Origin of the sequence: Mesorhizobium sp. M0106, assembly GCF_040322715.1 — a bacterium.
Taxonomy (GTDB): Bacteria; Pseudomonadota; Alphaproteobacteria; order Rhizobiales; family Rhizobiaceae; genus Mesorhizobium.
This window is the reverse complement of record NZ_JAMYUA010000141.1, coordinates 1-646: the sequence shown is the minus strand read 5'-3', so window position 1 is coordinate 646 and position 646 is coordinate 1. Positions and strand designations below refer to the sequence as shown.

1 protein-coding gene is annotated in these 646 nt (G+C 63.8%); it reads right to left on the bottom strand.

Annotation, left to right across the window (positions count from 1 at the left end; translation table 11 throughout):
- Window positions 1–9: 9 nt before the first annotated feature.
- Window positions 10–646, bottom strand: a 637-nt coding sequence (locus tag NKJ55_RS35485; protein ID WP_352453938.1) for an IS4 family transposase, incomplete at its 5' end; no start/stop codon positions are given.

Below are 646 nucleotides of genomic sequence, written 5' to 3'. Positions count from 1 at the left end.
CTAGGCGATTCACACATTTCGAAGCGCCCATCCATGGGCGATGGACAGGAAGTGCTGCAATCCGTGTCGGAAGGTGATGGGTCCTGGGGCTTTGGACTTTGGATAGCCGTCCCAGCCGCCGAGTTTGGCGATAATCCAGGCGGCCCAAGCGAGGGATTGGGGGGCGTGGGGATTCTTCTGCAGGGCGGTTTTTCCCTCTAGTGTGGGCAGCAGGGCTTGAAGCGTGTCGATTTCGGCGTGGGTGAAGGCGATGGCGGCGTGTTGTGCGGATCGGCCGTCGCGGGCCTGGACGAGTTGCATGACGACACAGGCGGCTCGCGCGGCGATGGCGGTCAGTTTGACGAGCCGTTCGGCGGTCTCCAGTTGGCTGTCTTCCAGCTGAAGCCCCTGCTGTTTGAGGGTGCGGAAGAACTGCTCGATGGTCCAGCGCATGCGATACCAATCGACCATCCGCCAGGCCATGGCCGCGTCCTCGACGAGATGGGTGGTAAGCAGTCGCCACAGGATCGGCTCGGCGCCCTGCGGCGGGTCGATCTCGGTTACCTGCACCAAGCTCACGCTCACCGTCTTGGGCAGGCCCTCTTCAATCGTGTTGTCGGGGCGCACGACCTCGACCTGGGCAAAGCTCGCCACCAGCCGGGCCGTG